The sequence below is a fragment of the Centipeda infelix ATCC 43532 genome (assembly GCF_000234095.1).
Classification (GTDB): Bacteria; Bacillota; Negativicutes; order Selenomonadales; family Selenomonadaceae; genus Centipeda; species Centipeda infelix.
On record NZ_JH376808.1, the window covers coordinates 1 to 1079 of the forward strand.

At 49.7% G+C, this 1079-nt stretch carries 2 protein-coding genes; both read right to left on the reverse strand.

The genetic code is table 11. From position 1 onward, the window contains the following. Positions 1–110: 110 nt before the first annotated feature. Positions 111–197 carry a replication/maintenance protein RepL gene (locus HMPREF9334_RS12755; RefSeq protein ID WP_071985999.1) on the reverse strand — a complete coding sequence of 29 codons (87 nt, stop codon included), beginning with the start codon at positions 195–197 and terminating at the stop codon, positions 111–113. Then, positions 187–441: a replication/maintenance protein RepL gene (locus HMPREF9334_RS12760; protein WP_006693590.1), complete on the reverse strand. Its 255-nt coding sequence runs from the start codon at positions 439–441 to the stop codon at positions 187–189. Before HMPREF9334_RS12760 ends, HMPREF9334_RS12755 begins: the two co-directional genes overlap by 11 nt. Positions 442–1079: the final 638 nt, after the last annotated feature.

Sequence of the window (1079 nt, forward strand, 5' to 3'; positions counted from 1 at the left end):
GAGCCGTCCCCTTCGGGCTGCTGCGTCGTGATATTGCAGCAGCACGTTCATTCTTGCGTTACTTCCCGCCCTTGAATAATACGTCTGGGTTTACGCGATATGCGCCTTGATTAGATGCGTTGCAAGAAGTTACTGTCGATTAGTGCTTGTAGTGTCCTCGATACCGTTTGATAGCTGATACCGCTTTTATCGGCTATCTGCCTCTGTAGTCATTGGCAGAAGATTATTGCTGTCCAGATGGTCGAGAATCCAGAAAGCAAGGCGCGTTTTCTGGTTTCCGATAAGGTCGATACTGTTCAAAATATGACCGAGCCAGAGCTTATGAAAATTAGCGTCGCGCTCCTCAATGTCAATTACCTGCATTTCTCGCAGTTCTCCAGTATCCTGCTTGATATAAGTTTCTGTTCCTACTACCTTGACTTTCTTGCGGGTTACTGCCATTTGTTTTTCCTCCTTGCTTGATATTGATATGATAATATCATATCGAATTATATAAGTCAATCATACTCAATGTTATCAAAAATCATATCAAGATTTACCAAAAATCATATCAAGCAAAATAGCGATAAATTCAGTAATATCAAGGCATTACAGGTTTTTACCCCTTTTTTCACTCTTATCTTGTATTAGCGGCAGAATCATCGACCGCCACTTCAAGGGGTTTCTGGGGGCTTTGCCCCCACCGCCCCCAGCAGGGAGCAAGCCCCCTGCACCCCTCGCTCGCCGCTAGGCAGGCGGTCGGGTTCACCCGACCGCGGGGCAAAAGCGTCCTGCTTTTATCACGGTGCAAGGGCAAGCCGCTACGCGGTCGCTGCGCGCCCCTTGCACCTTCATTACAGCAATACCCTTCAGACGCTCTCAGAGGCTCGCTATGACGTTTTAATGCGCTCCCTTATACTGAACTATGGACAGACGCAAAAATAGACGCTCTACGGGGCTATGAAGCGTCAAGGGTCGCCATCGGCGACCGCGTAGCGGCTTGCCCTTGACGCGTGACCACCCCCAGACGCTTTCATGCAAGGGGAACGGACACGTTCCCCTCTGCCCCAGCGGCGAGCGTTTGACTGGGTGTTGCAAGA

Bases quoted from the DNA above. Each gene is read 5' to 3' on its own strand.
- HMPREF9334_RS12760 (WP_006693590.1), bottom strand. From the start codon at position 441: ATGGCAGTAACCCGCAAGAAAGTCAAGGTAGTAGGAACAGAAACTTAT.